16 protein-coding genes are annotated in these 26,722 nt (G+C 71.6%); 9 read left to right on the top strand and 7 right to left on the bottom strand.

Features of this window, described 5'->3' with window-relative positions:
* Nucleotides 1-48: 48 nt before the first annotated feature.
* Nucleotides 49-1,149, bottom strand: a complete 1,101-nt coding sequence (locus ACWCPI_RS10225; protein WP_451037697.1) for an NAD(P)/FAD-dependent oxidoreductase — start codon at nucleotides 1,147-1,149, stop codon at nucleotides 49-51.
* A gap of 796 nt (nucleotides 1,150-1,945) precedes the next feature.
* Here ACWCPI_RS10225 and ACWCPI_RS10220 point away from each other — a divergent pair.
* Together ACWCPI_RS10220 and ACWCPI_RS10215 are read left to right on the top strand one after the other, a co-directional pair.
* Complete coding sequence (locus ACWCPI_RS10220) at nucleotides 1,946-3,121, top strand: glutathione-independent formaldehyde dehydrogenase (protein ID WP_451037696.1); 1,176 nt, start codon at nucleotides 1,946-1,948, stop codon at nucleotides 3,119-3,121.
* Between the two features lie 334 nt (nucleotides 3,122-3,455).
* Nucleotides 3,456-5,630 carry an FUSC family protein gene (locus tag ACWCPI_RS10215; RefSeq protein WP_451037695.1) on the top strand — a complete coding sequence of 725 codons (2,175 nt, stop codon included), beginning with the start codon at nucleotides 3,456-3,458 and terminating at the stop codon, nucleotides 5,628-5,630.
* Here the strand turns inward: ACWCPI_RS10215 and ACWCPI_RS10210 are convergent.
* The gene (locus tag ACWCPI_RS10210) at nucleotides 5,604-6,140 is read right to left on the bottom strand and encodes a phosphate-starvation-inducible PsiE family protein (protein WP_451037694.1); all 537 of its coding nucleotides are present in this window, start codon (nucleotides 6,138-6,140) and stop codon (nucleotides 5,604-5,606) included. The genes ACWCPI_RS10215 and ACWCPI_RS10210 overlap by 27 nt on opposite strands.
* Before the next feature lie 590 nt (nucleotides 6,141-6,730).
* Between ACWCPI_RS10210 and ACWCPI_RS10205 the strand changes: the two genes are divergently transcribed.
* Entirely contained in the window at nucleotides 6,731-7,813 is a 1,083-nt protein-coding gene (locus ACWCPI_RS10205; protein ID WP_451037693.1) for an acetate/propionate family kinase, read from the top strand.
* Nucleotides 7,814-8,269: 456 nt separating this feature from the next.
* On the opposite strand, the gene ACWCPI_RS10200 is transcribed toward ACWCPI_RS10205, so the two are convergent.
* A complete protein-coding gene (locus ACWCPI_RS10200) occupies nucleotides 8,270-9,793 on the bottom strand; it encodes a long-chain-fatty-acid--CoA ligase (RefSeq protein WP_451037692.1) in 1,524 nt (507 codons plus the stop codon).
* 165 nt (nucleotides 9,794-9,958) lie between these two features.
* Between ACWCPI_RS10200 and ACWCPI_RS10195 the strand changes: the two genes are divergently transcribed.
* The 4 genes from ACWCPI_RS10195 to ACWCPI_RS10180 all read left to right on the top strand — a co-directional run bounded on the left by ACWCPI_RS10195 (nucleotide 9,959) and on the right by ACWCPI_RS10180 (nucleotide 16,147).
* Entirely contained in the window at nucleotides 9,959-11,128 is a 1,170-nt protein-coding gene (locus ACWCPI_RS10195; RefSeq protein WP_451037920.1) for a PucR family transcriptional regulator, read from the top strand.
* A 264-nt stretch (nucleotides 11,129-11,392) separates the two neighbouring features.
* Nucleotides 11,393-12,190, top strand: coding sequence for an oxygenase MpaB family protein (locus tag ACWCPI_RS10190; RefSeq protein ID WP_451037919.1), 798 nt, complete (start codon nucleotides 11,393-11,395; stop codon nucleotides 12,188-12,190).
* Nucleotides 12,191-12,253: 63 nt separating this feature from the next.
* On the top strand, nucleotides 12,254-14,494 hold the full coding sequence (locus ACWCPI_RS10185; RefSeq protein WP_451037691.1) for a tetratricopeptide repeat protein: 2,241 nt from the start codon (nucleotides 12,254-12,256) through the stop codon (nucleotides 14,492-14,494).
* Nucleotides 14,495-14,572: 78 nt separating this feature from the next.
* Nucleotides 14,573-16,147: a phytoene desaturase family protein gene (locus ACWCPI_RS10180; protein WP_451037690.1), complete on the top strand. Its 1,575-nt coding sequence runs from the start codon at nucleotides 14,573-14,575 to the stop codon at nucleotides 16,145-16,147.
* Nucleotides 16,148-16,223: 76 nt separating this feature from the next.
* Here ACWCPI_RS10180 and ACWCPI_RS10175 read toward each other — a convergent pair whose 3' ends face one another.
* Nucleotides 16,224-17,993: a serine hydrolase gene (locus ACWCPI_RS10175; protein WP_451037689.1), complete on the bottom strand. Its 1,770-nt coding sequence runs from the start codon at nucleotides 17,991-17,993 to the stop codon at nucleotides 16,224-16,226.
* A gap of 166 nt (nucleotides 17,994-18,159) precedes the next feature.
* Here ACWCPI_RS10175 and ACWCPI_RS10170 point away from each other — a divergent pair, with 166 nt between their 5' ends.
* Both ACWCPI_RS10170 and ACWCPI_RS10165 read left to right on the top strand, forming a co-directional pair.
* Nucleotides 18,160-19,269, top strand: coding sequence for a nitronate monooxygenase (locus tag ACWCPI_RS10170; protein WP_451037688.1), 1,110 nt, complete (start codon nucleotides 18,160-18,162; stop codon nucleotides 19,267-19,269).
* Nucleotides 19,266-20,819, top strand: a complete 1,554-nt coding sequence (locus ACWCPI_RS10165) for an acyl-CoA synthetase (RefSeq protein WP_451037687.1) — start codon at nucleotides 19,266-19,268, stop codon at nucleotides 20,817-20,819. Before ACWCPI_RS10170 ends, ACWCPI_RS10165 begins: the two co-directional genes overlap by 4 nt.
* A 48-nt stretch (nucleotides 20,820-20,867) precedes the next feature.
* Here ACWCPI_RS10165 and ACWCPI_RS10160 read toward each other — a convergent pair whose 3' ends face one another.
* The 3 genes from ACWCPI_RS10160 to ACWCPI_RS10150 all read right to left on the bottom strand — a co-directional run bounded on the left by ACWCPI_RS10160 (nucleotide 20,868) and on the right by ACWCPI_RS10150 (nucleotide 26,431).
* The gene (locus ACWCPI_RS10160) at nucleotides 20,868-23,777 is read right to left on the bottom strand and encodes a helix-turn-helix transcriptional regulator (RefSeq protein WP_451037686.1); all 2,910 of its coding nucleotides are present in this window, start codon (nucleotides 23,775-23,777) and stop codon (nucleotides 20,868-20,870) included.
* A gap of 187 nt (nucleotides 23,778-23,964) precedes the next feature.
* On the bottom strand, nucleotides 23,965-25,008 hold the full coding sequence (locus ACWCPI_RS10155; RefSeq protein ID WP_451037685.1) for a (-)-alpha-amorphene synthase: 1,044 nt from the start codon (nucleotides 25,006-25,008) through the stop codon (nucleotides 23,965-23,967).
* The gene (locus ACWCPI_RS10150; protein ID WP_451037684.1) at nucleotides 24,992-26,431 is read right to left on the bottom strand and encodes a cytochrome P450; all 1,440 of its coding nucleotides are present in this window, start codon (nucleotides 26,429-26,431) and stop codon (nucleotides 24,992-24,994) included. Before ACWCPI_RS10150 ends, ACWCPI_RS10155 begins: the two co-directional genes overlap by 17 nt.
* Nucleotides 26,432-26,722 lie beyond the last annotated feature (291 nt).

The following is a 26,722-nucleotide window of genomic DNA, read 5'->3' as shown; positions in this document are numbered from 1 at the left end:
AATGAGTACTGCAGGGCGTCCATCGACATGGCCCCAACTGTTGGGGAGTCAGCGGGGCCGGCCGAGTGCTGCCGCCGGACGCAGGTTCTCCTCGAGTTCTTCGGCCATGGCCGCGCCGGCCAATGCCCGTCCCAGTCGAGGTGCCTGTTTGAAGAGGTTGTGCCCGGCAGCGAAAAAGATTCTGTCGGCTTCCCAGACCGCTATGCCGTCTTCGCTCCACGGCAGGCTTGTCACCCAGCAGTGCAGGTACTCGACGGGCTCGGCGTCGAGACGGGGCAATGCGCGGGACACGTACGCGCGGGCGCGGTCGCTGAGTGCCGCCAGTGCTTCGGGGTCCACGACGCTGCCGTCCTCCCGCACCTCGACCGCTTGGCTGAGGCCCACCGCATATCGGCTGTTGCCCGGGTAGGGGGCTGCGTAGACGCCAACCTCCCCGAAGTCGCCGCTGCTGTCCTGCAGACAGGCGACCCGTTTTGGGGGCGCTCCCCTGACCTGGAAGGTGAGGCGAACGTGGGCAGCCGACCGTATGGGGAGCGAAAGCCCCACGTTGCGCGCCAGCCGCGCGGTGCCCAAGCCCGCGCATACCACGACGCTTGAGTACTCTTCGCGGCCGACGGTGCTGAGCACCTCCACCGTGCCGCGGCCCGTGGGATGCAGCGAGAGGACCTCGTCGTTGACCACAGAGTCACCCAGTGCACCGGCCAGGCACTCGACCGCCACACGCGTGCGGATGGCACCGCCGTCCTCATCGAGCATCGCGGGGCCGCGGTAGTCCGCGAGCAGCGGCATGCTGGCCTGAAGCTCGTCGCTGTCCACGGTCCGGACCGGTATGCCGCCGACATCCTGCAGAATGCGAAGTCTCCCAGGAACGGGACCGCCCAGGGCGACCACTCCATCCTGGGAGATCAGTTCGGCGCCCAACCGGTCGGCCCACTCGTCCCAGACTGCGCGGCCCTGCCGGGTGAATTCAACCAGGCGCGCGTCGTCGTGCGCGTGACGGAATATGCGGGACTCGCCACCGGATTGCCCGTTGCCTGGAAGGCCGCTTTCGTAGACCCGCGCCGTCGTTCCGCGTTCGGCCAGTGCATAGGCGGTGCTGAGTCCGACGATGCCGGCTCCTACCACGGCGACGTCGGGAACCCGGTCCATTCGATCGCCTCACTTCGTGTCCCGGGGACTTCCCCGTACGGGGCAGGGGTCAGGTCAGCTGCGCCGCGAACTGGTGGGTGACTGAACCCGATGGACGGCACTGCCAGGCTCTACGCGATACAGCGGCGGAACTGCCTCTTCTCCAGCGTCACACCGGTCTGAGATATGTCAAGCGGCCACCTGGACGGCGGCCCTGACCGACCGCCGGAGAGTCGCGGGGGCGGACGCCCTGGCCTCATTTTCGTGCGGGGGGGGGGGACCTTGCCGAGATCCTGTTGTCCCATCCACTGGTTTTCAGCAGAACTGCCTGATCGAACAACGAGCAGAACCCTCGACACCGGCCTGCACAGCCTCACCGAGACAGCCCGCCAAAGCGTCGGCATGGACGCCGCTGACCCCTACGACCGCGCCCTGTTTCTCGTCCGGCCCGCGTGACACTGCGACCGGCCGCTCCTGATCGGCACCAGGGACGGCCCCTCTTCGACACATGCCCGGCCGGTGTACTCCCTATCGGCTCACTCGTCCTGGCCGGCATCAAGATTTTCCTGATTGATGCGCGCGTGCTCGTTTCGCGTCGAGGGCCGACGGGGACCCGGGCGGCACGCCGCGGGTACTCCGCATCGCGAGCCGCCGGCCGCGCCGTTGCACCTGATCCGGGTGAGCGACCCGTAGAGGCACGCCGGAGCCACGGACCGCGTCCCGCACCCCCCTCGTTCAACGCCCGGGAGTGAGGCCTTTCGCGCCGTCTCCATCACCGCCGTGGTGCGGTCGTGCCGCGACATCCAGGGAATCAATCATGAAGGCAGCGGTATACGAAGGCCCGCGAACGGTCACGGTGAAGGACGTACCGGACGCGAGGATCGAGCACCCCTGCGACATCATCGTCAAGATCACCACCACCAACATCTGCGGTTCGGACCTGCACATGTACGAGGGCCGCACCTCGTTCGAGTCCGGCCGCACGCTGGGGCACGAGAACATGGGCCAGGTCGTGGAGGTCGGCCCGGCCGTCGGCAAGGTCCAGGTGGGCGAGTATGTGGTCCTGCCCTTCAACATCGCCTGCGGTTTCTGCAAGCAGTGCGAGCGGGGGCTGACCAACTACTGCCTGACCATGCAGCCGGAGCCGGCCCTCGCCGGTGCCGCTTACGGATTCGCCGACATGGGCCCCTACCAAGGCGGCCAGGCAGAGCTGTTGCGTGTGCCCTACGGGGACTTCAACGCGCTGCGCCTGGGCGAGGACGCCGCCGAGCGGCAGACGGATTACGTGATGCTCGCCGACATCTTCCCCACCGGCTACCACGCCACCGAGATGGCCGACGTCAAACCGGGCGACCAGACGATCGTCTTCGGGGCCGGTCCCGTCGGGCTGATGGCGGCCTACTCCGCCGTGCTCAAGGGCGCCGGCCGCGTCTGGGTGGCCGACCACCAGCCCGACCGGCTGCGCAAGGCGGAGGAGATCGGGGCCATCCCGATCAACACCGCCGAGCAGGACCCGGCGGAGATCGTCAAGGAAGCCACCCTCGGTCTGGGCGCCGACAACGGGTGCGAATGCGTCGGCTACCAGGCCCACGACCATGAGGGCCACGAGGACGCCAGCCTCACGCTCAACGGCCTGATCGACTCGGTCAGGTTCACGGGCGACATCGGCGTGGTGGGCGTCTTCCTGCCCCAGGACCCCGGCGGCGAAGAGGCGCAGGGCGAGCTGGAGGCACAGGGCAAGGTGCCGATCGACTTCGGGATGATGTGGTTCAAGGGCCAGCGCATGGGCACCGGGCAGGCGCCGGTGAAGAGGTACAACCGGGCTCTGCGGGATCTGATCGCCGGTGAGAAGGCGAAGCCGAGCTTCGTCGTCTCCCACGAACTCAGCCTGGACGACGCCCCCACCGCCTACGAGCACTTCGACGCCCGTGACGAGGGCTGGACCAAGGTGGTCCTGCATCCCAACGGACACGGCAACGGCCACAAGCGATAGGAACCCAGGGATCGCCGCCTGTCTGCCTCCCCGGACCAGTCCGGGTGACGGGTGGCAGTCACCCTGATTCCGGCAGGGGCTGAACCAGCGGCGATCACCGGAGTTCGGCCCGGTAGGACGGACCGCGGCCCCCGCGTGCTCGCCAAGCCGGAGGCGAAGACCCCGCCGGACATACGGTGCGAGGCAGACCCTGGGACCGGTGAGGTCGCATGCTGATGTGTCGCGAATGCACCGAAGCTCAGCTCTTGGGCCCAGCGGGAGGCCTCCTCGCCCGGCGGCCGCACCTCGACCAGGCCGCCGCGACCCGGCAGCGCGTTCCGACCGGGCTCACACCGTGAAGTGGCTGCGGACCTTCGGGGAGGTCGTGCGCTCCGGGCTCACGATCGAGGAGACGCGGCTGGAGCCCCTGCTCGCGCTGCGCACGGCCGCTGGGGTGGCGCTCGTCATCGGGCCGGCGCTATGGCTGGTCTCCCCTGCGTACGCCGCGTCCGCTGCCCTCGGTGCCTATTCTGCGGGTGCGGCCACCTTCCAGCGCAGCTGGCGTCCGCGCAAGGTGGTCGCGCTCGGCGCGGGCGTGGGTCTGGCCCTCAGCACCTACGTGGGCTACCTGGCGGCAGGGCGACTCGTGACGTTCCTCCCGCTGCTGGCCGGATGGGCCTTTGCCGCGGGGATGGCGTGGGCCCTCGGATCGACCGCTGGGATCGTCGCAGCGACGACGGTCGGCAGCATGCTGGTGACCGTCACCCTGCCCACGAGCGCGGGGCGAGCTCTGGAACACGCGGGGGTCATCGCGCTCGGAGGCGTGGCGCAGGCTGTGCTGATCCTGCTGTTCCCGATTCGCCGCTGGGGGGCGCATCGTGACGCGCTGGCCGACGCTCTGGCCGCCGTGGCTGACCACGCCCGCCGGCTGCGGCACGACCCGACCGCGCCGTTCGACCCGGAGCCACTGATGACGGCCCGGGACGCGGCCGCCGTGACGCCCTCACAGGCCCGCACCCGGCCGCCCGTCCTCCACGGCCCCCGGGGCCTCGCCGAGCGCATTCTGCCGGTCGTCGCCGGGCTCGCCGATCCGGACGTCGGCGCCCCGGCGGAGGGACCCGGGCGGGACCGCGCACGGGAGTTGCTCGGCGCGGCCGCCGACGTCCTGGACGCGGCCGCCCGTTCGATCCGCCGCGGCACTCCCGCCGAGATACCGCCCCGGAGCGCGGGCGTCCTGCGCGTCGACGAGGAGGGCGAGGTGCTGGAGGGGCCCGCCCGGCAGGCCGCCGAACGGCTCGTGGAACTGCTCGCCGAGGCGTTGGAGATCGCCCGGAGCGGCGGGGCGCGCAACAGGACGCCTACGCCGCCAGGCCACACGAGCGCCCAGTTCTTGGTGCGCCCGACCATGTTCAGGCTGCTTCCGGTCGTCCTCCGGGCGGTCCGCCGTGAACTCCGCCGGGACTCGCCCGTGTTCCGCCACGCCGTCCGCCTGGCGGCGGTGGCCACGCTCGGCTATCTGATCGCTTCCCGGCTACCCCTGGAACACGGCTACTGGGCGCCCATCGCCTCGGTGATGGTGATGCGGCCGGACTTCCACCAGACGTACGCGCGTGCGGTGGGTCGTCTCGCCGGGACCCTGGCGGGGGTCGCGCTCGCCACCGGGATGGTGCGGGCCCTGGGCCCGGACGCCCCGGTGTTCGGCGCTCTGGCTGTGGTCTCGGCGGCCCTGTCGTACACGCTGCTCCGTACCGGCTACGCCTACTCCCAGTGCTTCACTGCCGCGTACGTCGTCTTCCTGCTCGGCATGGGCGGCCAGACGTGGGAGCAGACGGTCCCGGAACGGGTGGTGCTCACCCTGCTCGGCGGGGCCCTGGCCATGCTGGCGTACCTCGTGTTCCCCGCATGGGAGACCCCCCGGCTGCCGGGCCGGCTGGCGGACTGGCTCGCCGCCGACGGCCGCTACGCGGCCGCGGTGCTCCGCGGCTACGCCGAACCGAACCGGGAGCATCGCGCCGACATGCGCAGGGCACTGCTGGAGAGCAGGGAGGCACGTGCCGCCTGGCAGGAGGCCTATGACCGGGCGAAGCAGGAACCGGTCGGCCCCAGAGGTCTGACATCGCGTGAGGCGCAGGAGGCGCAGGAGGCGCTCAAGGGACTTGACCGGGCGGCGATGCTCATGGAGAGTCACGTCCCGCGGGCCGACAGCCCCCTCGTCCCAGAGGCGGAGCGGCTCGCCGAGGCCCTGGAGGCGGACACCGCGCAGGCGGCAGACGATGTGCGCGAGCACAGGAATCCGGGCTGGGGACGACGTGTGGAGGAGGCGCTCAACGCGTGGGAGGGCGCCGCCGGGGACCGGAGCCCGCTGCTACGACGCGGGGCGGAACTGCAGAAGCGGGCCCTGGAGGACCTCGCGGCAGCTGTGAGCCGCACGCCCTTGGAACGGGACGTCAGCTCCGCTCGCGAGGAGCAACGGGTGCGGGCGGCCGCAGCTGCAGGTGACGGATCAGGACCCGCGCATCGGGGTGGGTGACGGCTCCGGCGACCGGGAGCGCCGTGCCTCCTGGAGCGGGAAGTAGTCTCCCGGCCGCGTCGAGCGCCGCCACACGTACACAGCTGTCGCCATCACGAGGATCAGCCCCGCCAGGATGAGCAGTTCGATCCCCTCGACGTTCCACCGGAAGGACTTCTCCGCCTCGGCCGTCACGATGAGCACCTTGCGGATGCCGGCAATCAGGCCGACGACGAGGAAGGGCTCCGCGTCGAGGGTCCGGTTCCTGATGGTGAGGCGGACGGTGTGGAGCAGTTCGGCCACGATGAACAGCACCAGGCTGCTGTCCAGGGCGGAGAGAACGACCGTCTCCTCGCGGTACGGCCCCTGGACCGACCGGATGACGTCATGGACGACCCCGACGGTCAGGATTCCCGCGAGCAGTACGAGGAGGGCCGCGACGACGAGGTGGATGCCGTCCTCGATGAGCTGCAGGAGGCCCTGTACCCGGCCGCCCTCGATCTTCGGGAGAATGGGTCGCACATTCAGCATGCTAGGGGTGCCCCGGCCCGCAGGCGCGGCGTGCTGCCGAACGGGTGGACAAGCGGATCCCTCCCTGTGGTGGCAGCCTGGGGGAAGCGGCGAGGCGCGACATCACCGAGGCCTACCAGGCGGCAGGACAGGGGTCATGAGGCAGCCCGACGCGGACACGAACGGCAGGAACCTGCGGCCCGTCCTGGCGCCGACCTGGGGTCTGCCCCCGAGACGGCCCGGGACCTCGTCTCCAGCCAGCGGGAGGAACCGCGCCACCGCACCACCAGGGGCATCCCCTGGCAGACGGACACCGACGGCGCCCCTGGCGGCCAACGAAACAGGTCGAAGTCCGACGTGGCCGCGACGTCGGCACCCGCCCGGAGGACGGCGACCGGGACATCAGTGTCTTCCTCATCGACCTGCCGAGCCGGGCGGAGCGCAACCCGTCCGCGCCGAGGCCGACCCTGAGCACCGGGTCGCACTCCGTGGCGGGCGCACCGTGCCGGAGGACGCAGGTGCACTGGAGGTGTGTGATGAGTACCGACCGCTCCCTCGGAAGCCGTGATGGTCACGTACTGGTCCTCGACGCCGGCTCTTCGAGCCTTCATATGGCTCTGTTCGCGGCGGACGGTGAACGGGTGGCGGATCGAGGCGCCTCACAGCCCCCGGGGCCCGCTGCGGTGGCGGAACTGCGGGACCTCCTCAGCGAGGTGCCCGCTCCTGCTGCGGTCGGTCACCGCATCGTCCACAGCGGTCCGCACCTGACGGGACATACGCTGATCGACGCGCGCGTACGGGCTCTGCTGGCGGACGTCGCCGGTCTCGCGCCGCTGCATGTGACCCCTGCCCTGCACATGGTCGATGCCGCACGAGAACTCCTGCCCGACGTTCCTCATGTCGCCTGCTTCGACACCGTGTTTCACAAGGATCTGCCGGCACAAGCGCGCACGTACGCCGTGCCGGAGCGATGGCGAGCCGAATACGGGCTGCGCCGGTACGGTTTCCACGGGCTTTCCTACTCGTGGGCACTGCAGAGGACGGCGCACGCCCTGGGCCGACCCGTCGACCACCTCCAGGTCGTGCTCGTGCACCTGGGCGGCGGCTGCTCGGCCTGCGCCGTCCGGAACGGACGCAGCGTGGACACCACCATGGGCCTCACTCCGCTGGAAGGCCTGGTGATGAGCCGGCGCAGCGGCAGCCTCGACCCCGGCGCGCTGCTGTGGCTGCAGCGGCGGCACGGTCTGAGCACGGAAGAATTGGATGACACACTCCACCGGCATTCCGGTCTGCTCGGCCTTTCCGGTACCTCGGGAGACACCCGGGACCTGGTGCGCGCCCGTGCGGAGGGCGACGCCGCGGCCGCGTTGGCGCTGGCGACGTTCACCCTCAGCTGCCGCAGGGGCATCGCCTCGATGGCCGCCTCGCTGGACCGGCTGGACGCGCTGGTCTTCACCGGGGAGATCGGCGAGGATCAACCCGAGGTACGCGAGGAGATCTGCTCGGCCCTGACTGTTCTCGGTGTACGAGGCGGGCTGCTCGTTCCCGAACTGGAAGATCTGATGCGGGAAGGCCTCCGACGCATCGATCAGGCGGTGAGAGGTGTCCCGGTCCTCGTGGTCAGCACCGGCGAGATACAGCAGATCGCCGCCGAGACCCGACGGTTGCTCGGCGCTGCTGACGAGACGCGGTAGCTGTCACCAGGGCGGCGCCAGTGGCTGTCGCCCGTACTTCAACCTGCCGTTCTGCGGCGTCGGTTGGCGTTGACCAGGGCCACGGCTTGCAGCCCCTGGCCGCCTCCCGCTGGGGTCACTCGGACACCGGTGCAAGGGAACGTCGGCGAGTGCCAGCCACCGGTTGACCTCGGCGGCCGGGCGGGCGGGGGCCGCAAGCGGCGGCGACTTGGCCCAGGCCCTGAAATCCGTCTCCGCCAAAGGCTTCATGTGCTTGTCCGGCGGTCCGCCGTCGACGTGTCCGAATCTGCTGGGGCGGCGGCAACCAGAAGTGGAAGACCAGCTGACGGACGTCCCGATGGGCACGCCCCGGGCCGGTCGCGGAAGCCAGGAGCCGCGACCGGCCTCCCGGGGCGCGGGAGAGTGAGCGAGCCTGCCGCGGCCCCGGAGCAAGATGGGGCCGACGGCCCCAGCAGCTCATCCCACCCGGTCGCTCGACGTGACGGAGTCCTCCCGGTGGGCCGGCGCGGTGATCTCCCTTTTCAGGATCTTGCCGCTGGGGCCCGTGGGCAGTGTGTCCACGAGCCACACCCGGCGCGGGTACTTGTACGCCGCCACGCGCTCCTTGACGAACTGCTGGAGCTCGTCGGGTGTGGCCTGCGCCTTCGGGCGCAGCACCACCGCGGCCGCGATCTCCTCGCCCAGATGCGCGTCGGCCACGCCCACCACCGCGGCCAGTGCGACGGCCGGGTGCTCGTGGAGGACCTCCTCGATCTCGCGCGGGTAGACGTTGTAGCCGCCGCGGATGATCATGTCCTTCTTGCGGTCGACGATGTACAGGTAGCCGTCCTCGTCCTGGCGCGCGAGGTCGCCCGAGCGCAGCCAGCCGTCCTGGATGGTGGCCGCCGTCTCCTCCGGGCGTTTCCAGTACCCCTTCATCACGTTCGGCCCGCGGACGGCCAGTTCGCCGATCTCGCCCTGGGCCACGTCCTGGCCCTTGGCGTCGAGGAGCCGCACCTCCACGTCCTTGATCGGGGTGCCGATGGACCCGGCCTTCCGCGGCCGGTCGGGGTGGTTGAACGTGACCACCGGACTGGTCTCGGACATGCCGAAACCCTCCAGCACCACACAGCCGAAGCGGCGCTCGAAGCCGTGCAGGACCTCCACCGGCAGCGAGGCCCCGCCGGAGACGCACATCCGCAAGCTCGACACGTCCGCCTCCGAGGGGTGCTGGAGCAGCGCCGCGTACATGGTCGGCACGCCCTCGAAGATCGTCGCCCGGTCACGGGCGATGGCGTCCAGCACGCTCTGCGGGTCGAAGCGGGGGATCAGGGTGAGGGAGGCACCGGCGCGGAGGGTCACGCTCATCGTGCAGATCTGGCCGAAGATGTGGAACAGCGGCAGACAGCCCACCACCACGTCGTCCGGCGTCACCTGCTGCACGTGGACCGCGTTGACGTCGGTGTTGTGCCGCAGCCCGGCGTGGGTGAGCGTCGCTCCCTTGGGGCGGCCGGTCGTACCGGAGGTGTACAGCAGCACGGCCACGTCCTCGCCGTCCGGCTCGCTAACCTCCGGCAGCGGCTCGTGACCGGCCAGCAGCTCCGCGAAGGCGGCGGGCTCGACGGCCATGTGCCGCACACCGGCGGCGGCCGCGCCCCGCGCGCCCTCGCCCGGCGCCTGGTGCCACTCGAAGAGCATGACCGCGCCGGAGTCGCTCAGGTGGTACTCGGTCTCCCGGGTCTTCAGCAGCGGGTTCATCGGGACGACGACCGCGCCGGCGCGCAGCGCGCCGTAGTAAAGGACGACGAACTCGGGAACGTTGGGCAGCATCAGGGCGACCCGGTCTCCCGGTCGTACGCCCTCGGCCCGAAGCAGCGCGGCGGCGCGGGCGCTACGCCCGTCGAGCTCCGCGTAGCTGATGACCTGGTCCCCGAGTCGCAGCGCGGGGCGATCCGGCTGCCGCCGTGCCGTCTCCACCAGAAAATGAGCCAGATTGGCCATGCCCCGCCTCCACGAACGTCACCGTTGAAATCCGTTGTTCACGTTGACGACATGGTGCTGATGTCCGCGCCGACGGCCTATGTGCGGTGGGACAGCGCGTGCCCTGCAGGATTGTTCCCGATGACAAAACACGGGCATTAAGCTGCTGGAATGGACATCTCGGGGGTGGTCTCGGCGCTTCATGCGAGGCTGCCGGAACTGGGCGAGCGGATGGCGCAGCGCATTCGCTCGGACGTCGATGCCTACAGGGACGAGTCGCTGATCCCCTTCGACTCGCTGCGCCGCTCGTGCACCGCCAACGCGGACCTGCTCCTGAAGCAGCTCGGCCGCGCGGGCGAGCAGGACCCGAGCCCGGCCCGGGACACCGGCCGCATCCGCGCCGAGCAGGGCGTGCCACTGGCGGACACCCTGCACGCGTACCGGATCGGCTTCGAGCTCGTGTGGACCGAGATCCTCATGGAGGCACGCACCCATCCCGAGGTCTCCGACGCCCGACTGGTGTCCCAGTCGGCCGAGATCTGGGCGCTGTTCGGCCGCTACGCGGAGGCGGTGGCGGCGGCGTACCGGGAGACCACCGCCGAACTGACCTCGCGGCGTCAGGCCCGCCGCTCGGCACTGGTGGAGGCGCTGTTCACCGGCGCCATCGCCGACCGCACGCTGTGGGAGGCCGCCCGCGAGCTGGGACTGCCCGACCGCGGGCCCTACGTGGTCGCCGCGGCGGCGGCCGACGCTCCCGGCGAGGAGCCGCTGGCGGGAACGGAGACGGCGTTGCGTCAGGCCCAGGTCCGCTTCGCCTGGCGACTGCTGCCCGACCAGCAGATCGGTCTGGCCGCCCTGCCCACCGCGGCCGCGGAGGACACCTGCCTGCGCATCCTGCGTCGCGCGGGCGCCCGCGTAGGCGTCAGCCCGTGCTTCGACTCGCTGCGGGACACCCCACGGGCTCTGCGCTTCGCCCGGCTTGCTCTGGCCGGCCTGCCGGGCACCGGCCCCGGCGTCGCGCGGTTCGACGACGACCCGCTGGCGATGGTGGTTGCCGCCGCCCCGACCGAGGCAGCGCACCTGGTGGAGGTGGTCCTCCAGCCCCTGCTCGATCTCCCGGCCGCCGAGCGCGCCCGGCTCCTGGAGACCATGGAGCACTGGTACGCCGCCGCCGGCTCCGCCGCGGACGCGGCGCGCAGCCTGTTCGTCCACCCCAACACCGTCCGCTACCGGCTGCGGCGGGTCGAGGAGCTCACGGCCCGCTCGCTGTCCGATCCACGGGCGGCGGCGGACATCCGCGTCGCGCTCCTGGCGGCACGCCGGGCGAGCGCGTCGTTCAGCGACGTCATTCAGTGACTCGGCTGCGCACTGCGCACACGGCGTGCGGTGAGGCTCGGCGCCCCGGGCCGCGCGGGCGCCCGTACACCTCGCGACCTGCGCTGAACCACAGCGCCACCGGTCTCTGTGACTCCGTACCTTCAGCCGCTTCACCTGGTCGACAACAGCAGAGGTCATGAACGTTGCCTGGTGCCAACCAGCGATCCTGGTCACACTGCTGAGGTGGACGCCATACACAGAGGTGACCCCGGTCTGTTCGGGCCCCGTTCCGTGACCTGGCAGATGCACGGCGACCCGATGATGTGGGTCGCGGGCATCCGCGCGCTCTACCTCCAGGCCCTGCACCCGCGTGCCGTACGCGGTGTCATGCAGAACTCCGACTTCCGGCGGGACGCCTGGGGCCGGCTGCTGCGGACGGCCGACTTCGTCGGGACCACGACGTACGGCACCACCGAGGCCGCCGAGAAGGCGGCCGCCCGGGTGCGCGGGATCCACCGCAGGCTGCGGGCCACCGACCCGGACACGGGGGAGCGGTACGGCGTGGACGAGCCCGGACTGCTGCTGTGGGTGCACTGCGCCGAGATCGACTCGTATCTGCGGGTCGCGCGGCGCTCGGGCTTTCGCCTCACCGAAGCCCAGGCGGACCGCTACATCGCCGAACACCGGGTCAGCGCCCGCCTGGTGGGCCTCGACCCGGACGCCGTACCGGCGAACCAGGAGGAGATGGCCGCCTACTTCGACAAGGTGCGGCCCGAGCTCGCCTGCGGACCCGAGGCACGCGCGGTGGACGACTTCCTGCTCCGTCCACCGACCCACCCCCTGCTCGTCCCGGCGCGCGAGGCCCTCTGGCGGCGCGTGGCCAACCTGGCGTACGCCGCTCTGCCGCCGTACGCCCACGAGCTGTACGGCAGACCGGCGCCCGAACCCACCACCGTCACCCGCCAGTTGCGTGCCACGGGCACCCTGCTGCGCTGCGTTCCCGCACGTCTGCGCTGGCAACTCCCGCCCAAACACATCCTGCGCGCCATGGCCCGGCTCGGCCCGGGGACCCGCCCGGCGCCGTACAAACCAGGGCGATAGCCCGCCATACTGGACGGGCCGGGGGAGGGTGGGGCGGACCGTCACGGGGGGCGATCGCGGGAGATGGGGGACAGCAGGCTGATCCAGGGCCGGTACCGGCTGCTGGAACCGATCGGGCGCGGCGGCATGGGCGAGGTGTGGCGCGCCCGCGACGAGTCGCTGGGCCGGCAGGTCGCCGTGAAGTGCCTCAAGCCGCTGGGACCGCACCACGACCAGTCCTTCACCCGCGTCCTGCGGGAGCGGTTCCGCCGCGAGGCCCGGGTCGCCGCCGCGCTCCAGCACCGCGGGGTGACCGTCGTGCACGACTTCGGCGAGTCCGACGGCGTCCTGTTCCTCGTCATGGAACTGCTTCAGGGCCGCAACCTCAGCCAGCTGCTGGAGGACAACAAGCAGCATCCGCTGCCCGTCCCCGACGTCGTCGAGATCGCCGACCAGGTCGCCGCCGCCCTCGCCTACACCCATCAGCAGGGCATCGTGCACCGCGATCTGAAGCCCGCGAACATCATGCGGCTCGCCGACGGCACGGTGAAGATCTGCGACTTCGGCATAGCCCGCCTCGGCCATGACATCGGCTTCACGTCCCGGCTGACCGGCACCGGCATCGCCATGGGCACCCCGCACTACATGTCGCCGGAGCAGATCGGCGGGGAGGAGGTGGACCAGCGCAGCGACCTGTACTCGCTGGGATGCGTGCTGTACGAGATCGCCACCGGCGTACCGCCGTTCGACCTCGACGACCCCTGGGCGATCCTCGTCGGCCACCGGGACACCCCGCCCCGGCCGCCCCGCGTCCACCGGGCCGAGCTGCCCGAGTACTTCGAGAAGATCATCCTCGACCTGCTGGCGAAGCGACCCGAGGAACGCCCCCACGACGGACGCGAGTTGGGCCGCCGGATCGATCTGGGCCGTACCACACCGGCGTACGTGCCCACCGTGGTGAGCCCGCGACCCGACCTGCGGCCCCCCGAGCCCGTGGCCCGGGAGCCCCGCCTGCCGTCCTGGACCCGCGGTATGACCACCGGTCACAAGGCCACCGGCGCCGGACTGCGCACCACGCCCCCCGACGCCGCCGCCGGCCTCACCGGCGAGTGGATCCCCCGGCCGGCCACCGGCCGGCCCGAGGAGACCGCGGCCCCCCACGAACCGCCCGCCCCGTCCGCCGCTACGCTCTCCGCGCTGGCGGGACGGCACAACGCGGGCCTCAGCCTCGGCCGGCTGGGTCGCTGGGCGGAAGCCGGTGAGGTGCACCGGGCCGTCGCCGCCGAGCGCGAGCACCTGCTCGGCCCCGACCACCCGGACACCCTCGCCAGCCGCTACGAGGTCGCCTTCACCCTCAGCCGCACCGGCCGCGCCGCCGACGCCCTGCGCGAGTACAAGCACGTCGCCCGCGTCCGCAGCCTCGCCCTCGGCCCGGATCACCCCGACACCCTCGCCGCCCGGCAGGAAATGGCCTACGTACTCGGTCAGTTGGGCCGCCACTTCGACGCGCACCAGGTCTACCTGTCCGTACTCACCGCCCGTGAGCACGCCATGGGCGCCGACCACCCCGACACCCTGCGCTGCCGCCACAACCTCGCCTTCAACCTCAGCAGACTCGGCCGTCTGGAGGACTCCTACCGCATGGCCGCCGAGGTCGCCGTCGCCCGCGCCCGCGTCCTCGGCCCGCACCACCCCGACACCCTGGTCACCCGCTACGAGGTGGCGTACGCCCTCGGCCAGTTGGGCCGCTGGGAGGAAGCCCTGCGGACCTACCGGGAGGTCGCCGAGGCCCGCGCCCAGGCCCTCGGCCCCGACCACCCGGACACCCTGGCCGCCCGCTACGAGGTGGGCATCAGCCTCGGCCGCCTCGGCCGCAGCGCGGAAGCCCTCCGGCTCTACCGCGACCTCATCGAGGACCGCACCCGCGTGCACGGTCCCGCCCATCCCGAGACCCTCCGCGCTCGCCACGGGTTCGGCGTCAACCTCGGCCGCCTCGGCCGCTGGGAGGAGGCCCTCGCCGAGTCCCGTGACGTGTGCGCGATCCGCGAGCGCGTCCTGGGCCCGGATCACCCGGACACCCTGGTCAGCCGCCGCGAGGTCGCCGTGAGCCTCGGCTGGCTGGGCCGCTGGCCCGACGCGCTCACCGAGTACCGCCGTGTCGCCGCCGCCCGCGAACACGTCCTGGGCCCCGCCCACCCCGACACCCTGGCCAGCCGCAACGACGAGGCCCACTGCCTTCAGCAACTCGGACGCGGCACCGAGGCGGCCGAGCTGTACCGGAGGGTGGCGGCGCTGCGGCAGCGCGGGAGCACCGGCGGGCGGTGAAGCGGGCGCGTCCCTGGCCCGTGACCCGGGCGCGCCCCACCTATGGCCGACCTAGATCATCACGTGTTACGAAGAACCATGCGTGCACACGAGGGACACCCGGGACACCGTACGTACGACGCCGTCATCGTCGGTGGCGGCCACAACGGCCTGGTCGCCGCCGCCTACCTGGCCCGCGCCGGCCGGTCCGTGCTGGTGCTGGAGCGGCTGGACCGGACCGGGGGCGCCGCCGTGTCCACCCGGCCGTTCGCCGGTGTCGACGCTCGGCTCTCCCGCTACTCGTACCTGGTCAGCCTGCTGCCCAGGAAGATCGTCCGCGATCTCGGCCTGGACTTCCGGGTCCGCACGCGCAACGTCTCCTCGTACACCCCCGTGGAGCGCGACGGTCGGCCGACCGGACTGCTCGTCGGCGGCGGCGAGCGGCGCACCCGGGAGGCGTTCGCCCGGCTGACCGGCGGCGAGCACGAGTACGCCGCCTGGCGGCGCTTCTACGGCATGACCGGCAAGGTCGCCAAGAAGGTGTTCCCGACCCTCACCGAACCCCTGCCGAGCCGTGCGGAACTGCGCCGCCGGGTGGACGACGAGGAGGCCTGGCGGACCCTCTTCGAGGAGCCCATCGGCGTGGCGATCGAGGACCGGTTCGCGGACGACCTGGTCCGGGGCGTCGTCCTCACGGACGCCCTGATCGGTACCTTCGCCGACGCCCACGATCCGTCGCTCAAGCAGAACCGCTGCTTCCTCTACCACGTCATCGGCGGCGGCACCGGCGACTGGGACGTCCCCGTCGGCGGGATGGGCGCGCTCACCGACGCCCTGGCCGCGGCGGCACGCGCGGCCGGCGCGGTCCTCGCCACCGGGCACGAGGCGGTAGGCATCCGCACCGACGGACGTACGGCGGAGATCACCTACCGGACGGCCGACGGCGAGGGCGTCACCGCCGCCCGGCACGTCCTGGTGAACGCCTCCCCGCAGGACCTGGCCGCGCTCACCGGGGACACGCCCCCGGACCCCGCCGAGGGTGCCCAGCTCAAGGTGAACATGCTGCTCAAGCGCCTGCCCCGGCTGCGGGACAGCTCCGTCGACCCCCGCGAGGCGTTCTCCGGCACCTTCCACATCGCCGAGGGCTACGACCAGTTGGCCACCGCCCACGCCCAGGCCGCGGCGGGGGAACTCCCCGCCGCGCCGCCGTCGGAGATCTACTGCCACTCGCTGACGGACCCGACCATCCTCGGCCCCGAGCTCGTCGAGAAGGGCTATCAGACCCTCACCCTCTTCGGACTGCACACCCCGGCCCGCCTCTTCGCGCGGGACAACGACGCCGTCCGCGAGGAGCTGCTGAAGTCGACCCTCGCCCAGCTGGACGCCCAGCTCGCCGAGCCGCTCGCCGACTGTCTGGCGACCGACGCCGAAGGCCGTCCCTGCATCGAGGCGAAGACCCCGCTGGACCTGGAGCGCGACCTGCGCCTGCCCGGCGGCAACATCTTCCACCGCGAGCTGGCCTGGCCGTACGCCCAGGAGGGCACCGGGCGCTGGGGCGTCGAGACACCGCACCCGAACGTGCTGTTGTGCGGCGCCGGTGCGGTGCGCGGGGGAGGGGTGAGCGGAGTGCCGGGGCACAACGCGGCGATGGCCGTCCTTCAAGCAGACGCATGATTCCCAGGTCCACTGTGCGCGAGCACGGCCGGAGCCGTGCGCGGCCCGCCTGACACCGATGTGAGGGCCCGGGGAATCAGTCCGAGGAGCGGCTCCAGCCGGTCGCCGTGATCCGCGCCGCGTCCGCCGGCCGGGCCTCGTCGAAGAGGACGGTGTCCGCCGCGTCCACGCGCAGTCCGTCGACGTAGGCCCCACGGCCCACGTACAGCCGATCGGTCGTGTATCGCCAGCGGAGCTGCAGCTGCCGATGCGTGGGCAGCCGGGCCGTGAGCCGGTGCCAGACGCGGCCCGACCAGCCCGTGACGGTACCGGTCGGGTGGTCCTGCGACGGCTCACGGCGACGTGCCGTGGCGAAGGGGAGCGGCTGCCAGGTGGCGCCCCCGTCGGTCGTCGCCTCCAGCGCGAGGACGTCCGTCCGTGGTTCGGTGTCCCACCACAGGGCGCAGTGCAACCGGGTGCCGCCCACGGACGTGTCCAGCGGGGGCAGCGTGAGGGTGGCGGCCGTGGCGCTCGCCATGCCGGAGAACCAGGCGGTACGGCCGTGCCGCGGGCGGACCGGGACGGAGCGGGCCAGGTGGTTGGCGGCGGCCACCCTGGGCGCCGAGCCGGAGCGCCAACTGCGCACCGGGTGGACCGAGTTGCCGAGGATCACCAGAAAGGAGTCGGTCGTCGGGTCGAGGACCAGCGAGGTGCCGGTGAAGCCGGTGTGGCCCGCGGTGCGCGGGGTGGCCATCGCACCCATGTACCAGTGCTGGTGGAGCTCGAAACCGAGGCCGTGCTCGTCGCCGGGGAAGGCGGTGTTGAAGTCGGTGAACATCAGCTCCACCGACTCCGGCCGAAGGATGCGGGCCCTGCCGTAGGCGCCGCCGTCGAGGAGTGTGCGGCCGAGGATCGCGAGGTCCCAGGCGTTGGAGAACACGCCCGCGTGGCCCGCGACGCCGCCGAGGCTGAAGGCGTTCTCGTCGTGCACCTCTCCCCACACCAGCCCACGGTCCAGGCCGGACCAGGGCCTGCGGGCGTCCTCGGTGGCCGCGATCATCGGCTTCCAGGCGGCCGGCGGGTTGTAGCGGGTGCGGTGCATGCCCAGCGGGGCGGTGATCTCCTCGCGCAGGAGGGTGTCGAGCGTGCGGCCGGTGACCTTCTCCAGGACGAGCTGGAGGGAGATGAGGTTCAGGTCCGAGTAGAGGTAGGCGGTGCCCGGAGGGTTCAGCGGGGCCTCGTTCCAGATGAGCTGGAGCTTGGCCTCGTACGTCGGCGCGTTGTACAGCGGGATCCACGCGCGGAACCCGGAGGTGTGCGTCAGGAGCTGACGGATCGTGATGTCCTGCTTGCCCGCGCGGCCGAAGTCCGGGAGGTGCGAGGCGACCGTCGACTCCAGCGCGAGCGCACCCCGCTCGATCTGCTGGACGGCGAGGACGGAGGTGAACAGCTTGGACACCGATGCCAGATCGAAGACCGTGTCCTCGGCCGTCGCGATCTGCCTCTTCGCCGGGAACTCGACGCCCGTGCCGGTCCGTTCGTCGTACGCCTGATAGCGCACCGCCATCCCGATGGGCTGGTGCAGGGCCACGATGTGGCCGCGCCCGGCGAGAAGGACGGCGCCCGCGTACCAGGGGTGCGTGGGGGAGGGGCCGAGGAACGCCTCGGCGTCGGTGACCAGGCGGCCCAGGTGGGCGGCGAGGAGACCGGCCCGCTCGGGGGAGCCGTGGCGCAGTGTGCTGCGGCCCAGGGACGCGGTCGCCCGGGCCGGACCGGCGGGGCAGGGCGCGAGGGCCAGGGCGCCACCCAGGGCCATGGTGGCTCTGCCCAGGTGCCGCCGGGTCAGTCCGCTTCGGTCGTCGGTCATCGAGGCCTCCCGTGGCTCCGCCTGAAAGAATCTTTCCGGGATCACCTTGCGTGGTGAAACTTTCGTGTCAGGTGTGGACGGTGTCAACGGGCGTGCGTCACAACTGATCTGACGGTGTATCAGAAAAGCCCTTCCGTCGTCCGGAGGACTGCGGCATCCTGCGCCCATGCAGACGGAGCTGAGCAAGAAACTGGGAGTCGAGCACGCCGTCTTCGGCTTCACGCCGTTCCCCGCCGTCGCCGCGGCCATCAGCCGGGCCGGGGGCTTCGGAGTGCTCGGCGCGGTCCGCTACACCGCCCCCGACGACCTCGCACGCGACCTCGACTGGATCGAGGCCCATGTCGAGGGCAGGCCCTACGGCCTGGACGTGGTCATGCCCGCCAAGAAGGTGGAAGGCGTCACCGAGGCCGACGTCGAGGCGATGATCCCCGAGGGACACCGGCAGTTCGTCAAGGACACCCTCGCCAAGTACGGCGTGCCCGAACTCGCCGAGGGGGAGGCGTCCGGCTGGCGCATCACCGGATGGATGGAGCAGGTCGCCCGCACCCAGCTCGACGTCGCCTTCGACTACCCGATCAAGCTGCTCGCCAACGCTCTCGGCTCACCGCCCGCGGACGTGGTGGAGCGCGCCCATGACCAGGGCGTCCTCGTCGCCGCCCTCGCGGGCAGCGCCCGACACGCGAAGAAGCACAAGGCGGCCGGCATCGACATCGTCGTCGCCCAGGGGTACGAGGCGGGCGGCCACACCGGCGACATCGCCTCCATGGTGCTCACACCCGAGGTCGTGGAGGCGGTCGACCCGCTGCCCGTGCTGGCGGCCGGCGGCATCGGAAGCGGCCGGCAGGTGGCTGCCGCGCTCGCCCTCGGCGCCCAGGGGGTGTGGCTGGGCTCCCTGTGGCTGACCACCACGGAGGCCGACCTCCACTCACCGGCCCTGACCCGCAAACTGCTCGCCGCCGGCTCCGGCGACACGGTCCGCTCCCGCGCCCTGACCGGCAAGCCCGCACGCCAGCTGCGTACCGAGTGGACCGACGCCTGGGACGACGCGCACGGGCCCGGAACCCTCCCCATGCCCCTGCAGGGTCTGCTCGTCGCCGACGCCGTCTCGCGCATCCAGAAGTACGAGGTCGAGCCGCTGCTCGGCACCCCCGTCGGGCAGATCGTCGGCCGGATGACCGCCGAGCGCAGCGTCCAGGCCGTCTTCGACGACCTCACCAGCGGCTTCGAACGAGCCGTCGACCGCATCAACCGCATCGCCGGAAGGAGCGGCCAGTGACGAACACACCGCCCGTGGGCTTCTGGGCCCAGGCCGCGGCCGACCCCCACCGCACGGTCCTCGTCGCCCCCGACGGCGAGGCGTGGACCGCCGGACGGCTGCACGCCGACGCCAACCGCCTCGTCCACGGCCTGCGCACGGCCGGTATGGAGCGCGGGGACGCCTTCGCGGTCGTCCTGCCCAACAGCGCCGAGTTCTTCACCGCCTACCTCGCCGCCGCCCAGGCCGGGTTCTACCTGGTGCCGATCAACCACCACTTCGTCGGCCCCGAGATCGCCTGGATCGTGGCCGACTCCGGCGCCAAGGTGCTCCTCGCCCACGAACGCTTCGCCGCCCCCGCACGCCACGCCGCCGACGAAGCCGGCCTGCCCGGCAGCCACCGGTACGCGATCGGCACGGTCGAGGGCTTCCGGCCGTACGCCGAACTCCTCGACGGGCAACCGGAGTCGGCGCCCGGCGACCGGACCCTCGGCTGGGTCATGAACTACACCTCGGGCACCACCGGACGCCCCCGCGGCATCCGGCGCCCCCTGCCGGGCAAGGCCCCCGAGGAGGCGTACCTCGGCGGTTTCCTCGGCATCTTCGGCATCCGCCCGTTCGACGACAACGTGCACCTCGTCTGCTCACCGCTGTACCACACCGCCGTCCTGCAGTTCGCGGGCGCGTCCCTGCACATTGGTCACCGGCTGGTCCTCATGGACAAGTGGACACCGCAGGAGATGCTCCGTCTCATCGACACCCACCGGTGCACCCACACCCATATGGTCCCCACCCAGTTCCACCGGCTGCTGGCACTTCCCGAGGAGGTGCGGGCGCGTTACGACGTGTCCTCGATGCGGCACGCCATCCACGGCGCCGCGCCCTGCCCCGACCATGTGAAGCGGGCGATGCTCGACTGGTGGGGGCCGTGCGTGGAGGAGTACTACGCGGCCAGCGAGGGCGGCGGCGCGTTCGCCACCGCCGAGGACTGGCTGAAGAAGCCCGGCACCGTCGGCAAGGCCTGGCCGATCAGTGAACTGGCCGTCTTCGACGACGACGGCAACCGGCTCCCGCCGGGCGAACTGGGCACCGTGTACATGAAGATGAACACCGGCGGATTCGCCTACCACAAGGACGAGGCCAAGACCCGCAAGAACCGCATCGGTGACTTCTTCACCGTCGGCGACCTCGGCTACCTGGACGAGGACGGCTACCTCTTCCTCCGCGACCGCAAGATCGACATGATCATCTCTGGTGGGGTGAACATCTACCCGGCCGAGATAGAGTCCGTGCTCCTGTCGCACCCGGCCGTGGCGGACGCCGCGGTCTTCGGCATCCCGCACGACGACTGGGGCGAGGAGGTCAAGGCCGTCGTCGAACCGGCCCCCGGCCACGAGCCCGGCCCCGCGCTCGCCGCGACCGTCCTCGATCACTGCGCCGAGCGGCTCGCCGGGTACAAACGGCCGAGGAGCGTGGACTTCACCGCCGAGATGCCGCGCGATCCCAACGGCAAGCTGTACAAGCGGCGGCTGCGGGACCCCTACTGGGAGGGGCGAGACCGAGCGCTGTGACCCCCGCCCGGTGACGGCAGCGGCGGCGGCCCGAGGTGACCGACGGCTTCAGGGACGCAGGCGAGGAAGGGCCTCCAGGGCACTGGCCAGGCCGGTCGCATCGGTGCCGATCTTGCGGTACACACTGGACAGCAGCGACCGCACACCCTGCTCGGTGAGGTGCAGGTCCTTGGCGATCACCGCCACCGGGTGGCCCCGAACGGTCAGTTCGGCCGTACGGTGCTCCTGGGCGGTCAGCGTTTCGGCCGGGGCGTAGCGCAGCGGCAGCGGGCGCAGTCCGGCCGCCGAGAGCTCCTCCCTGGCCCTCCCGGCCAGCGCCTCGGCCCCGCAGTGGACCGCGCCCTCCAGGCCCCGGTAGAGCCGGTCGGCGGCCTCCTGGAGCTGCCCGTTGCGGGACAGCGCGGCGCCGTGGCCGACCAGGGCGCGGGCGAGCTCGTACGACGAGGGCGACTGCTCCAGCTGGTCGACGGCCTGCGCGTAGAGGTCGAGCGCCGCCGGTCCGCCGGTCACCTCGGCGAGGGTGTGAAGGGCCTGCCCCAGGGCGGAGGCGGCGCCGAAGCCCCGGGCGCGCTCGACGGCGTCCCGGGCATGGCGGACCGCCTCGTCCGGGGCGGTCGGGGCGAGCGCGGAGGCGAGCCGCAGCTGCCACGGGCACCAGGCCGGGTTGCGCCAGGCTCGTTCGTCCAGCCAGTCGCCGACCGCGGACAGCACCGGCACCGCCTCGGCGTGCCGTCCCTCCGCCAGGAGCAGTTCCGCGTACACGGTGCGCGGGTCGGGATAGACGACCGCGCTCGGGACCGTCTCACCGAAGTGGTGTTCGTCGGCGAGTGCACGCGCCTCGGTGATCCGCCCACGGGCCAGCAGGATCTCGATGAGGATGGCGACGCCGAACCACCGGGCGGCCACCACCCCCTCCACCTTGTCGGCGATGCGCAGGCCCTCCCGTACGAAGTCCTCGGCCTCGGCGAGACAGCCGCGACGGTAGCGGATGTAGGCGGCGATGGTCTGCCCGAAGGCCAGGTGGGAGCCCCGCCAGCCCTTGGCCGCGCAGTCGGCGATGCCCCTGTGGAACAACTCCTCGGCCCGCCGGGGCTGATCGCCGTACATGTAGACGAGGGCGACCGACAGAGGTACCTCGAAGCCCCGGTTCTCGTCGCTCCAGCTCATACCGCCGCGCAGCGCCCTGTCGGCATGGGCGAGGGCGGTCTTCCGCGGCTCTCCGCGCTTGACGGCGTCCCAGGCCCGCAGCCCCAGGATGTAGCGCTCCTCCAGACTGCGTCCGGGCAACTGCTCGGCCAGCCGCGCCAGCGTCCGGGAACGGGCCGCGGAGTCGGAGTCCTCGGCGCGGACCATGCTCCAGACGAACTGATCGGCCTGCATCCGCAGTTTGACGCGCGGGTTCGTGGCCTGCCTCGCCTCCTGCGCGGCCACCGCCACGGCTTCGGCCAGCTGATCGGTGTGGGCCAGCGCCGTCGTCAGCCGATAGACGATGGACGCGCGCAGATCGGGATCGACGTCCGGTTCGGCGAGTGCCTGGCGGAGATACCGCACCGTGGCCGTGGGCTCGATCAGGAACGTGGAGCACGCGAGTTCGTGCAGGACCACGGCGCGGTCCTCGGGCAGGGGCGGTTCGTGCAGAGCGCGGGTCAGCAGCCGCCGGGCGGCCTCCGTCGCCCCGGCCCGGAGATACTCGCGGGCGGCCTCGCGCAGGCAGTCGACGGTCTCGGGGTTGCCCTCGCAGGGGACCTCCAGCAGATGCCGGGCGGCCGCGGTGGGGCCGTACCCCGCCTCCAGGAGGGCCACCGCGGCGGCGTTGTGCAGACCGGCGCGGAACGCCTTCGGGAGGGAACGGTAGATCGTCGTCGCGATCAGCGGGTGGACGAACTCGAACTCACCGCCGGCCACCTGGCCCTCGGCCAGGATCCGGGCGCCCCGCAACTCCTGGGTCGCCTCGGCGACCGCCTCGTCGCCGAGCACCGCGATGGCCGCGGCCAGCTGCGGTGAGAAGGGCGACCCCAGCACGGACGCCGTGTGCGCGAAACGGACGGTCGCCGGATCGAGCCCTTCCAGACGCTCGATGAGTCCCGGGCCCTTCACCGCCGCGGCGAGCTCACGCATCGCCGGCAGGTCCTCCTCGGTGCCTGCGAGCCGCCGCTCGCCCAACCCGATGGCGAGCTCCACCGCTTCGAAGGGGCTGCCACCGGTGGCAGCCCAGCATTCCTTGCAGAACCGCTCCTCGGCGTCCTGCCCGACCTCGTCCCTGACGATCCGCGCCACGCCGTCGGCGGAGAGCCGCGCCAGCTCATGGGGGCGGCCCCCGTGACGCCCGAGAAGCCCGCCGAGTTCGTCCGCCTCGGGCGGCAGCTCGCCGGGCCGGTAGGCGACCACGATCAGCAGCGGAAGGTCGTCGACCCGCGGCGCGAAGGAGGTGAGCCAGGTCAGGGACTCGGCGTCGGCCCAGTGCAGGTCGTCCAGGAGCAGGACGACCGGAGCCTTCTCCACCGTCAGGCGCGTCATGACCCAGTCCAGACCCTCACGGACACCGGTCGGGTCCGGCGCGGGGGCCGGCCCCCGCGCCTCCAGACCGAGCACCGCGGCCACGATGTCGTACCAACTGCCCAGGAAGGCCCGCCGTTGCGCCTCGTCCATCCGTGCCAGCGAGGGCTGGACCAGCTGGCGCACCACACGGAACGCCAACCCCTGCTGCTTCTCCCCACCCCTCGCGGAAAGCACCGTGAACCGGTGTGCCGCGGCGCGGACACGTGCCTCCGTGATGAGCGCGGTCTTGCCCAGTCCGGCCGACCCGGTGAAGGCGAGCAGCCCCCTGCGCCGCGCCCGCGGCACACCGTCCGTGGTGCGTCGCAACTCCTTGAACGCGGCGTCGAGGGCCTGAAGTTCCCGTCGGCGCTCGATCAACGTCCGTTGTTCGGTGATCGGGTGCCGCGGCTCCATCGCCATGCGCCGTACCGCTTCCTGTCGTTCGGCCTCGGGTGGGCCGAGCGTACGCCGCGTGGACCTGTCGCAGGGCGGATCGGGCACCAAAGGGTGAATCATGAACTTCCGGTGGGAGAAGGGCCGTCCCGCGGGTAGGAGGTCCGGATGGACACCTGCCGGTGGCCCTGCCGCACGAGCACGCCGGGCGTCATCAGGGAACCGCCGGCACGGACGTCACATCCGCATAGCGGGGCACGGTACGGGACCAGTCGTAGCACCCGCGGATCCAGCTGATCACGCCCCGCGCGTAGCCGGCGCCCGCGGGACTCAGCTCCGGTTCGATCTCGGCGTGGAGCTTGCGGACCTCCTCGATGGTGTCGTTGATCTCCTCGATGGCCAGGACGACGGCCGTCTGAAGGGAGCACCGGCGCTCCCGCTGGTGCGCGAGCGCCAGGTTGATCATTTCGCCCGCGCGCTGCTCCTTCACCGCGGAGAACAGGTCGGCCGTCCACACCGCGGCGTTCGCCGAGAGCCCGCTCAGGCGCCGTACGACGGGATGGTGGAGTTCGGCGTCGGGCACCTCCTGAGGCTGGGCGGCCTCGTACAGCGGGAAGAACGGCTCGACGCCCGCGGTCAGCGACCGTATCGAGGTGCAGTCCGCGGTCCGCAGCGCACCGGAACGGGCCTGGGCCACCGCCTCGTACAGCAGACCGTGCACGTACTCACGGCTCTTCCCCGCCCAGCGCGCGGCCTGCGCGGGCGTGCAGCGTTCCCTGACCTGGCGGTAGAGGTCGGCCAGCGACGCTCCGAGGGGTGTGCTGGGCGGGGTGCCGTCCCGCAGGACGGAGACGCTCTCGCACAGCATGGGCAGCAGCGCGCCCGGAGAACGCCGGCCGACGTCCTCCGCCCGGTCGTCGAAGACGAACTGGTAAGCGATCTGATTGGCCACGATCTGGAGGAGCCCCTGATCGACGGCGGGGCTGGTGCGGGACGCCAGCTCGGCGGGGCGGGTCCGGGCGATCATCGCGGCCACCCCCGGTTCGTCGGTCAGTCCCCACGCGGTCAGCCATGCCTGCACACCGGCCGCCGCCGCGGGCTCGTGGGGATTGCGGCGGGCCGGGAAGGGCATGTGCAGTCGGGTGTCGATCAGCTCCTTGAGAGTCGACGGCGGGGTGCCGCCCGGTACGTCGTCCCGTGGGCCGGCCGGTACGCCGACCCGTACGCCGACCGGGATGTCCTCATGCGTCGTCGACACCGTTGTCACCTGCCGTCCGAAGATCCGGTGCGTGAAGTGCGGCTGTCCGCAGGGGCGAACGCCGTTCGCAGCTCATGACGAGGGAACGCGGCCCGAGGGTGATCGTGGGTCGCGGCGTGTCGTCGACATGGCCCGGCAGATGGCGCAGCCGCACACGGCCGGCGATCGTCGCGAGCGCCAGGGTGGCCTCCACCATGGCGAACTCGTCGCCGAGGCATTTGCGGCTGCCCGCGGAGAACGGCATCATCGCGCGCCGCTGCTCGGCGGTGACCTGATCCGGCAGCCAGCGCTCGGGGAGGAACCGTTCGGGTTCGGGGAACGACGACGGATCGTGGTGCAGGAGGTAGGGGCTGTAGAGCACGGTTGCCCCGCGCGGCAGGCGGCACCCGGCGAGTTCCGTCTCCCTGGTGGTGACGCGGGTGAAGAGCCAGCCCGGTGACGTGTGGCGCAGCGTCTCGGAGACGACGCAGCGGGTGTACACGAGCGCGGGCAGATCCTCGGGACCGGGCCGCCGGCCGCCGGGGAGTACGGCGTCGAGTTCGGCGTGCAGACGGCGCTCCGCCTGCGGATGGCGGGCCAGCAGGCTGAAGGCGTCGGCCAGACAGAGCGCCGGGGCCTCGACGCCCGTGAGCAGCAACGTGATCAGGTGGTCGTGAACCTCCTGGTCGGTGATCGCCGCCTCCCCGGCCTCGCCGCGCGTGGCCGCGAGCAGGACCTCCAGCACGTCGTCGTGGGAGGAGCCGTCTAGGCGCCGCTGCGCGATCGCTGCGTCGATGACGGCGTGCACGCGGGCCACGGCTCGCCGATAGCGGCGGTTGGCCCGGGTGGGGAGCCGGAACGGGGCGTCGATCGGTACGACCGTGCGGACGAACAGGCCGCGGACGATGACGGTGAGACAGTCCCGCACCTCGGCGCAGGTCGCGTCGTCGAGCGAGCCGGAGAGGAGGACGCGGCTGATCACCCGTGTCGTCAGCGCCATCATCGCCTCACTGACGGGTACCTCCTGCCCGGGCGTCCAGGCACGGCACGCCGACTCCGCCTCCTCGGTGATCAGCTCAGTGTGAGCGGCGGCACGGGAGGGACGGAAGCTCGGTTGCAGCAGCCTGCGCTTGTCCCGGTGCGTCTGGTGCGGGCAGGTGACGAGACCGTCGCCCATCAGCGTCCCGAGCCGGTCGAAGAGCGGGCCCCCCTTGTCGAAGGTGCGTGAATTCCTGAGCACCTCATGGGTCAGCTCCGGATGGCACACCATCCAGGCGCGTTGTGGGCCGAGTCGTATCTCGACCAGATCTCCGTACGCGCGCAAAGAATTGAGAAACGTCAGCGGTTGACGGAACAAAGCGATACCGTGGCCGAGGAATGGGAATATGCCGGGAGCAGTACCTGTCCTCCACGCTCGCTCTTGTTCAGGCACAGCACGACTCATGGGAACCTCCTGCCGGACGTGACACGTGAAAGGGCGGGGCGTGTCACGGACTTGACGCTTGAGACAGTCCTGCCCAGTTCAAGCGGCGCTCGGTTTCGGGAGACCTTTCTCCAGAGGGGCGCAAGGGAGCACGGCGAAGCGAAATCGGCAAGAAGAAGCAGGATGGAGCATTCGACGAACGGGCTCGGTCGCCACGTGAGTTGACAGTGATCGCCGTTCACCGCTCACATGTGATTCCGCCTCATGTGGCACAAGCCCATGTCGCCCGCCCTCATGTCGCCCGCCTCCAGG

It is taken from the genome of Streptomyces sp. NPDC001920 (assembly GCF_053594495.1).
This window is presented reverse-complemented; position numbering and strand designations above follow the sequence as displayed.

Excerpts from the sequence above, each read along its gene's own strand:
- ACWCPI_RS10225 (WP_451037697.1), bottom strand. The coding sequence starts at position 1,149 with ATGGACCGGGTTCCCGACGTCGCCGTGGTAGGAGCCGGCATCGTCGGA.
- ACWCPI_RS10220 (WP_451037696.1), top strand. The coding sequence starts at position 1,946 with ATGAAGGCAGCGGTATACGAAGGCCCGCGAACGGTCACGGTGAAGGAC.
- ACWCPI_RS10210 (WP_451037694.1), bottom strand. The coding sequence starts at position 6,140 with ATGCTGAATGTGCGACCCATTCTCCCGAAGATCGAGGGCGGCCGGGTA.
- ACWCPI_RS10205 (WP_451037693.1), top strand. The coding sequence starts at position 6,731 with ATGGCTCTGTTCGCGGCGGACGGTGAACGGGTGGCGGATCGAGGCGCC.
- ACWCPI_RS10200 (WP_451037692.1), bottom strand. The coding sequence starts at position 9,793 with ATGGCCAATCTGGCTCATTTTCTGGTGGAGACGGCACGGCGGCAGCCG.
- ACWCPI_RS10190 (WP_451037919.1), top strand. The coding sequence starts at position 11,393 with ATGCACGGCGACCCGATGATGTGGGTCGCGGGCATCCGCGCGCTCTAC.
- ACWCPI_RS10185 (WP_451037691.1), top strand. The coding sequence starts at position 12,254 with ATGGGGGACAGCAGGCTGATCCAGGGCCGGTACCGGCTGCTGGAACCG.
- ACWCPI_RS10180 (WP_451037690.1), top strand. The coding sequence starts at position 14,573 with ATGCGTGCACACGAGGGACACCCGGGACACCGTACGTACGACGCCGTC.
- ACWCPI_RS10175 (WP_451037689.1), bottom strand. The coding sequence starts at position 17,993 with ATGACCGACGACCGAAGCGGACTGACCCGGCGGCACCTGGGCAGAGCC.
- ACWCPI_RS10170 (WP_451037688.1), top strand. The coding sequence starts at position 18,160 with ATGCAGACGGAGCTGAGCAAGAAACTGGGAGTCGAGCACGCCGTCTTC.
- ACWCPI_RS10160 (WP_451037686.1), bottom strand. The coding sequence starts at position 23,777 with ATGGCGATGGAGCCGCGGCACCCGATCACCGAACAACGGACGTTGATC.
- ACWCPI_RS10150 (WP_451037684.1), bottom strand. The coding sequence starts at position 26,431 with ATGAGTCGTGCTGTGCCTGAACAAGAGCGAGCGTGGAGGACAGGTACT.